The organism is Halomonas nitroreducens, assembly GCF_003966155.1.
In the GTDB taxonomy this organism is placed as follows: Bacteria; Pseudomonadota; Gammaproteobacteria; order Pseudomonadales; family Halomonadaceae; genus Halomonas; species Halomonas nitroreducens.
The window spans coordinates 1-7,296 of sequence record NZ_RXNS01000034.1; the positions used below are offsets into that span (position 1 = coordinate 1).

Below are 7,296 nucleotides of genomic sequence, written 5' to 3' on the forward strand. Positions count from 1 at the left end.
GGCGTCCATGAAGGCCGAGCCCATGATGCCGAACATGTCGGTGACGCCGTTGGCGACCAGGGTCTCCACGAAGGCCTCGGAGGGCGTCATGGTCTGCTTGCCCTGCACGACCTGGCGGGTGCCTGCGGTGTTGTCGGTGCTCATGGGTGTCCTCCGAGCGAGCCTGTTCGAGTTCTTTTAGATGGAACATTTGATTCCGCTTTCCGGAATACTTATGGACTCTAGGCACCCTTTCCGCCCTCGTCAACACCATGTCTCATATTTCGATACGGTTTGATTCTTTTTATGGAATTGATCTATGCTCCTTGAACACGCCGGCAGCGACGTCCCCTGCCCACGCATCGATCAGGGACGCCAATGGTCAACGGTCCCCGGCGGGCCGAGGAGACAGTGATGACAGAGCCCTTGAATGCCCAGCCCGACAGGATGGTGTCGGCCCGCGACCTCTTCGGCATCGACAGCGACCTCCAGGTGCCCGCCTTCAGCGAGCGCGACGACTACGTGCCCGAGATCGACGAGGCGTATCGCTTCAACCCGGACGTGACCCTGGCCATACTGGCCGGTTTCACCCGCAACCGCCGGGTGATGGTCCAGGGGCTGCACGGCACCGGCAAGTCGACCCATATCGAGCAGGTCGCCGCCCGCCTCAACTGGCCCTGCATGCGGGTCAACCTGGACGGTCACATCAGTCGCCTGGACCTGGTGGGCAAGGACGCCATCGTGATCCGCGACGGCGTCCAGGTCACCGAGTTCCAGGAAGGCATCGTGCCCTGGTCGCTGCAGCGGCCGGTGGCCTTGATCTTCGACGAGTACGACGCTGGCCGGCCGGACGTGATGTTCGTCATCCAGCGCATCCTCGAGCGGGACGGCCACTTCACCCTGCTCGACCAGAACCGGGTCATCCATCCCCACCCCCACTTCCGGCTGTTCGCCACCGCCAATACCGTGGGGCTGGGCAACCTGACCGGGCTCTACCAGGGCACCCAGGTACTCAACCATGCCCAGATGGACCGCTGGAACATCGTCGCCAAGCTCGACTATCTGCCGCGCGACGAGGAGGCGGCCATCGTGCTCGGCCGGGTGCCCAGCAAGGACACCGACAAGGGACGCCAGCTCATCGCCTCCATGGTGGCGGTGGCCAACCTGACGCGTCAGGGCTTCGCCGCCGGCGACCTCTCCACGCTGATGTCCCCCCGCACCGTGATCACCTGGGCCGAGAACTGCGAGATCTTCCGCAACCCGGCCCTGGCCTTCCGGCTGTCCTTCCTCAACAAGTGTGACGAGGCCGAGCGCCCCATCGTCGCCGAGTACTACCAGCGCTGCTTCGGCGAGGAACTCGACGAATCCTGGATGCGGGAGGCGACCTCGTCATGACCCTGAGCGCCCAGCAACAGGCGCGCCGTCAGCAACGGATCGAGGAGTTGTGCGCGGCCAGCCTGCGCGCCATGACCGGCGATGTCGGCCTGCACTATCGGGGGCGCCGGCTGTACCAGGGGGAGACACGCCTGCCGACCCATGCGCCCCACCTGCGCATCGATCCCGAGCAGGACGACTTCGCCGACTGCCGGGCCGCCGCCGACGGCATGGCCCTGCGCCTGCTGCACTCCGACCCGACCCTCCACCGCGACCGCTGCCCCGAGGACGCGGTCGAGCGGCTGGTCTTCGAGCTGCTCGAACAGCTGCGCGTGGAAACCCGGGTACCCGCCGACATGCCGGGCATGGCCGACAACCTGATGCGCCGCTTCGAGAGCTGGTCGCGGGCCTTCTACCGTTCCGGTCTCACCGAGGGCAGCATCGGCCTGCTGCTCTACACCGTGGCCCAGATGTGCTGGTCGCGCCTGCAGGCCCGACCGGTGCTGGAGGAGACCGAAGACTATATCGAGGGCACCCGTGCCTCCCTGGTCGGCGAGCTCGGCACGGCACTTTACGGCCTGCGTCGGCATCGCCATGACCAGGCGGCCTACGCCGAGCATGCCCTGGCGATCGCCCGGGTCGTCGGCGCGCGGGTGCGGGCCGAACGAGCCCAGATCGACGGCGATGAGGCCGAGAACCAGGAAGACGACGCCACCGGCGCCTTCGCCCTGCTCCTCGACGTCGAGGACAGCGACGGCGACGAGGATGGCATTGCCGCCGCGACCACCGGCCACAGCAAGGTCTTCGAGGACGCCGCCCTGGCCTACCGGGTCTTCACGACGCGCTTCGATCGCGAGGTCGCCGCCGGCAGCCTGGTCCGCCGGGCGCTGCTGCGCGAGAACCGCGAACGGCTGGACCAGGCCACCGCCGAGCAGGGCATCAACCTGCCCCGCCTGGCCCGCCGGCTGGGCAGCGTGCTCTGGGAACCGCGCCCGGATGGCCGGGCCTTCGGCGAGGAGGAGGGCCGTATCGACGGGCGGCGCCTGGCCCAGTTGGTCAGCTCGCCCACCGAGCGACGCCTGTTCTACCGCGACCAGATCAAGCTCGGCACCGACTGCGCCGTCAGCCTGCTGATCGACTGCTCGGGGTCCATGAAGCACCACATCATGCCGGTGACGCTGATGGCCGAGAGCCTGATCCGCGCCCTGGAGATGATCGGGGCCAGCACCGAGCTGCTCGGCTTCACCACCGGCGCCTGGAACGGCGGCCGTGCCTACCAGGCGTGGATGCGTTCGGGTCGCCCCCGTGGCCCGGGGCGTCTCAACGAGGTGTGCCATATGGTATTCAAGGACGCCGAGCGCAGCTGGCGGCGCGCGCGTACCGACATCGCCGCCCTGCTCAAGCCCGACCTGTTCCGCGAGGGCATCGACGGCGAGGCGGTGGACTGGGCCTGCGAGCGCCTGCTCGCCCGCCCCGAGAGCCGGCGCCTGCTGATCGTGATCTCCGACGGCTGCCCGGCGGACAGCGCCACCAACCTGGCCAACGACGCCTTCTACCTGGACAACCATCTCAAGGAGGTCGTCGCCCGGCGCACCCGGGAGGGGCAGGTGGAGGTGCTCGGCCTGGGCGTGGGCCTGGACCTCAGCCCCTTCTATCGCCGCTGCCTGGCCACCGACATGACCCAGGCGCTGGACACCCACCTGTTCGACGAGATCGTCGAGCTGATCGGCGGCCGCCACCGGCGCTGATCCCCCTTTCGAGAGGAGAGCACCATGACAGTCAAGGTCATCGACTTCGGCAAGGATCCCGGCCGGGTCTCCCACCGGCGCCTGGCCGACCTGCCGGAGCGCGTGGTCGAAGGCGACCCCCACCACGAATCCACGCTGTGCTTCGAGAGTCCCGACGGCCAGATGGTTGCCGGCACCTGGACCAGCACCCCCGGCAGGTGGCACGCCTTCACTGATCGCGACGAGTTCTGCTACATCCTCTCGGGACATGTGCGGCTGATCGACGATGACGGCGGGACGCGGACCTTCTGCAGCGGGGATGCCTTCTTGATCCCCGACGGGTTCCGCGGTTACTGGGAGGTGATCGAGACGACCACCAAGCACTTCGTGATCCGCCACCAGGATACGGACTGACGAGGGAGGCATGGCATGGCCAAGACCCGCATGGTGACCCAGTTTGGCATGGGCTCGTCGATCCGCAGCCGCAACTACACCGAGGCCGCAGCCCGGGCGATCCGCGATGCCCTGTGGCACAACTCGCTCAACGTCGCCGATGCGTTCGGCTTTCCCAAGGAGACCATGCTGATCGACGTCGAGATCGGGGTGCAGGACCCTGCCGCGGTCGACCCGGCGGCCTTGCTGGGCATCTTCCCGTACGGCCAGCCGTCGGTCAGGCTGGTCAAGGGCGGACTGGACGTGGAGAAGCCCGACGGCAGTGGCACCAGCGTGATTGCCAACGCCGCCGTCATCGTCTCCTTCGACATGGAGCCCGAACATGCCTGAGCGTCGCATCATCCTCGAAATGGGCACCGGCAACGACCTCTACGGCGAGGACTATACCAAGGCGGCCTGCCGCGCCGTGCAGGACGCCCTGCACCACTCCTCCATTGTGCTGTTCAGGTCACTGGGCATCGACCACCGCGAGATGCGAGTCCAGGTGACCATCGGCGTGCAGGTCCCCGAGCGGGTCGACGTCGAGGTGGTGGCGGCCGAGCTGCCCCGCGGCCGCGCCGAGGTGAACGTGGTGCACGGCGGCCTGAACGTCCACGACCCCGTGCAGGAGACCACCCACATCGTGGCCACCGCGGGCATTGCCGCCTTCCTGCCCATCGAGGCCGATGAGTGGCGGCTTTCCGAGCCCACCCATTGACTACCGCCCGCCGCACCCGCAGATCGCGGGCCTGGGGTACGGTCAGCTCAACTCCGAGACAATCAGCCCACCACCGATCAACAACAGCGTGACGAAGGCCAGGCGGCGCATGGCAATAGGCGTCAGTCGCGGCGGCCAGCGGCGCCCGGCATAGGTGGCCAACGCCACCACCGGGATGGCCCAGGCGGTGAGGGTGAGGATCTCGAGATCCAGCGCGCCCTTGAGGGCAACGAACAGGGTGCGCATGCCCGAGGTCGCGGCGAAGATGAGGATCAGCATGTTGCGGATCGCCACCGGCGCCAGCGGTTGGCGATAGCACTGGTAGATCACCGGCGGCCCGGCGATGCCGAACAGCCCACCGCAAAGCCCCGACAATACCCCGCTGATGAAGAAGCTTGTCCTGGAGGAGAGGGTCTCACGCTGGCGGGGGCGCAGCACCAGGCTGAGCCCGCCATAGCACACCAGCAGTCCCAGGGCGATGCGCAGCACGCTGGCGGCGCTGCCGCTGAGATAATCGAGCAGCAGCACGCCGACCACGGTTGCCGGCACGATGCCGAGGACGGTCGCGGCGATCACCGGCATGTCGATATGCTTGAGCTTGCCCGGCAGGGCCACCGCGCTGTTGGTCAACATCATCAGGCTGACCACCGCCGCCACCGAGGCCACGGGCGCGACATCCAGCCCGCTGGTCGCGCCCATCACGATCATGCCCAGCCCGAAGCCGGTTACCGTCTGGAAGTAGCCGGCGATGGCGGCAATGGCGATAAATGGCAGTAATACCTCGAGGGTCATCGTGCTTTCGATCCTGTTTACAGCTCCAGTCCTGACGCCGGCCGCTCGGGGGCTACGCGGCCACCTGCATGACAGCGGTGCTACGTTGACCGCTATATACCGGATGCGGCGCCGCCCACCACGAGCGCACCCGCCCCTTCGCACCAGGGCGGGTGCCTTCACACCTCCCCCGTCCGACAAGGAAGCCGCGTAACATGCCAGGGCAACGGCGGTAATACTACCCCGACGCCAGCAAAAACAAGCCTTTCAACAGGATCACCGCGCCCAGTCCGATCAAGGTCAGCATGGCCAGCCGACGCATCACCCCAGCGGAGCACGGAGGGGGGTAGCGACGCCCAAGCCAGGTCGCGACTCCCACCACTGGCATCGACCACAAGGCCAGCTGCCAAACGTCACCTGTCAGCCCTCCCTGGCTCGCAACGTACAGGGTGCGCACCCCGGAGGTGATCGCGAAACACAGGATCAGCAGCAGTCGGATCGTTTCCAACGGCAGCGGCTGGCGGTAGCAGTGATAGATGACCGGCGGGCCGGGAACGCCGAAGAGCCCGCCACATAGTCCCGTCAAGACACCGCTCACGGCAAAGGTCCAGGAGGGAGACTCCGTGAGGTGGGGACGAGGATGCAGGCCAATGCTGATGCCCCCGTAAAGCACCAGGGCGCCCAGTAACAGGGTGAGCAGCACCGTGAAGGTGGCGCTCAACCACGACAACAGCCAGACGCCCACCATGATGGACGGCACAATACCCACCGTGAGCGCCATGACCCGGTGTGCCCCCAGGCCGCGCCAGCCTCCCGGCAGGGCGATGGCACTGTTGACCAGGGTCACCAGGCTGACCACCGCCGCCAGCACCGGGACCGATGCCATGCCAAGCCCCCCGGCGGTCCCCATCACGATCATCCCGAGGCCAAATCCCGACACCGTGTGCAGGTAACCGGCCATGCCCATGAGGGCGAGTGTCCCCAGCAGCCCCCCAGGCTCCATCGTCAGGCTCCAGGGGGCCATGCAGCACGCCTGGTGATCACCATCAGGCCTCGGTGACAGACGACAGGCTCTGTGCCTGCACCGTGGTCACCGCGATTACATGGTAGATGTCATCGACGCTGCAGCCCCGGGAGAGATCGTTGGCCGGCTTGGCCAGCCCCTGCAGCAACGGGCCGATGGCCTCGGCGCCGCCGATCCGCTCGGCCAGCTTGTAGCCGATGTTGCCCGCCTCGAGATCCGGAAAGATCAGCACGTTGGCATTGCCCCTGACCTTCGAGTCGGGCAGCTTGCGCTCGGCGATCTCGGCCACGATGGCCGCATCGAGCTGGACATCCTCGTCGATGGCGAGCCCCGGGCGGCGGGACTTCACCTCACGGGCCGCCTCTACCACCTTTTCCACGTTGCCGTGCTGGGCACTACCGCTGGTGGAGAACGACAGCATGGCCACGCGCGGTTCCTCGTCCAGCAGGGCCCGGGCGCTGTCGGCGGCGGCCATGGCGATCTGCGCAAGCTGTTCGGCATCGGGGTCGATGACCAGGCCACAGTCGGAGAAGATCATCCCGCCCTTGAGGTTGTGGAAGGGCTTGCACAGCATCATCAGGAAGAAGCTCGAGACCAGCTTGCTCCCCGGCGCCAGGCCGAGCAGCTGGATGGCAGTCCTCACCACATCGGCAGTGGTGTTCACGGCACCGGCGACAGAACCATCGGCGTGTCCTTCCCGCACCAGCATGTTGGCGAAGCACAGCGGCTCGCGCACCGCCGCCGACGCCTGTTCCCGGGTCATGCCCTTCTTCTCGCGCAGCGAGAACAGTGCCTCGGCCAGGGGCTCGGTGAGCGGCGAATCGGCCGGGTCGAGCAGCTCGACGCCTGACAGGCTGACTCCCAGCTCCCTTGCCCCGGCGGCCATGGCGGCCCCACTGCCCACCAGGAGGATCCTGGCGATACCGTCCTCGGCCGCCTTGACGGCGGCCTGCAGGACCCGCTCGTCCTGCCCTTCACAGAGCACGATGCGTTGCGGATCACGGCGCGCACGTTCGAGGATCTGGTTCAAGGCTTTCATGATGTGGCCTCCCCTCACTGCCGCGAGTCGCGGCAGTCATCAGGAAAAAAAACCCCCGACGGCGTCGGGGGAACACACTGCGGCACGCTGGATCAGACGTAGTCCTGGTATTTCTCCAGCAGCCGCACCGGCTTCTTCAGGGCGTCGCGGCGGAAGGGGTCGCCCAGTTCGCGGGTGCACATGATCTCGAGGATGCAGGTCTTGCCCTCGTTCATCTGCAGGTCCACCGCCT

General features: G+C 67.1%; 8 protein-coding genes. 5 read left to right on the forward strand and 3 right to left on the reverse strand.

Features of this window, described 5'->3' with window-relative positions:
• Positions 1-393: 393 nt before the first annotated feature.
• The 5 genes from EKG36_RS20195 to EKG36_RS20215 are packed head-to-tail and all read left to right on the forward strand — an operon-like array spanning position 394 to position 4,230.
• Positions 394-1,374: an AAA family ATPase gene (locus EKG36_RS20195; protein ID WP_126487079.1), complete on the forward strand. Its 981-nt coding sequence runs from the start codon at positions 394-396 to the stop codon at positions 1,372-1,374.
• Entirely contained in the window at positions 1,371-3,101 is a 1,731-nt protein-coding gene (locus tag EKG36_RS20200) for a cobaltochelatase CobT-related protein (protein WP_126487080.1), read from the forward strand. The genes EKG36_RS20195 and EKG36_RS20200 overlap by 4 nt, the downstream gene beginning before the upstream one ends.
• Positions 3,102-3,125: 24 nt before the next feature.
• The gene (locus EKG36_RS20205) at positions 3,126-3,494 is read left to right on the forward strand and encodes a cupin domain-containing protein (protein ID WP_126487081.1); all 369 of its coding nucleotides are present in this window, start codon (positions 3,126-3,128) and stop codon (positions 3,492-3,494) included.
• A 15-nt stretch (positions 3,495-3,509) separates the two neighbouring features.
• Positions 3,510-3,863, forward strand: a complete 354-nt coding sequence (locus EKG36_RS20210; RefSeq protein WP_126487082.1) for a Lin0512 family protein — start codon at positions 3,510-3,512, stop codon at positions 3,861-3,863.
• Positions 3,856-4,230, forward strand: a complete 375-nt coding sequence (locus EKG36_RS20215) for a Lin0512 family protein (protein WP_126487083.1) — start codon at positions 3,856-3,858, stop codon at positions 4,228-4,230. The genes EKG36_RS20210 and EKG36_RS20215 overlap by 8 nt, the downstream gene beginning before the upstream one ends.
• A gap of 42 nt (positions 4,231-4,272) precedes the next feature.
• On the opposite strand, the gene EKG36_RS20220 is transcribed toward EKG36_RS20215, so the two are convergent.
• From EKG36_RS20220 to pta, 3 genes are all read right to left on the reverse strand, one after another.
• On the reverse strand, positions 4,273-5,022 hold the full coding sequence (locus EKG36_RS20220; protein WP_126487084.1) for a sulfite exporter TauE/SafE family protein: 750 nt from the start codon (positions 5,020-5,022) through the stop codon (positions 4,273-4,275).
• Positions 5,023-5,239: 217 nt separating this feature from the next.
• Positions 5,240-6,025: a TSUP family transporter gene (locus EKG36_RS20225; RefSeq protein WP_221766128.1), complete on the reverse strand. Its 786-nt coding sequence runs from the start codon at positions 6,023-6,025 to the stop codon at positions 5,240-5,242.
• Between the two features lie 22 nt (positions 6,026-6,047).
• A complete protein-coding gene (gene pta, locus EKG36_RS20230) occupies positions 6,048-7,064 on the reverse strand; it encodes a phosphate acetyltransferase (protein ID WP_126487085.1) in 1,017 nt (338 codons plus the stop codon).
• Between the last annotated feature and the right edge of the window lie 232 nt (positions 7,065-7,296).

Excerpts from the sequence above, each read along its gene's own strand:
- EKG36_RS20195 (WP_126487079.1), top strand. The coding sequence starts at position 394 with ATGACAGAGCCCTTGAATGCCCAGCCCGACAGGATGGTGTCGGCCCGC.
- EKG36_RS20200 (WP_126487080.1), top strand. The coding sequence starts at position 1,371 with ATGACCCTGAGCGCCCAGCAACAGGCGCGCCGTCAGCAACGGATCGAG.
- EKG36_RS20205 (WP_126487081.1), top strand. The coding sequence starts at position 3,126 with ATGACAGTCAAGGTCATCGACTTCGGCAAGGATCCCGGCCGGGTCTCC.
- EKG36_RS20210 (WP_126487082.1), top strand. The coding sequence starts at position 3,510 with ATGGCCAAGACCCGCATGGTGACCCAGTTTGGCATGGGCTCGTCGATC.
- EKG36_RS20215 (WP_126487083.1), top strand. The coding sequence starts at position 3,856 with ATGCCTGAGCGTCGCATCATCCTCGAAATGGGCACCGGCAACGACCTC.
- EKG36_RS20220 (WP_126487084.1), bottom strand. The coding sequence starts at position 5,022 with ATGACCCTCGAGGTATTACTGCCATTTATCGCCATTGCCGCCATCGCC.
- EKG36_RS20225 (WP_221766128.1), bottom strand. The coding sequence starts at position 6,025 with ATGGCCCCCTGGAGCCTGACGATGGAGCCTGGGGGGCTGCTGGGGACA.
- pta (WP_126487085.1), bottom strand. The coding sequence starts at position 7,064 with ATGAAAGCCTTGAACCAGATCCTCGAACGTGCGCGCCGTGATCCGCAA.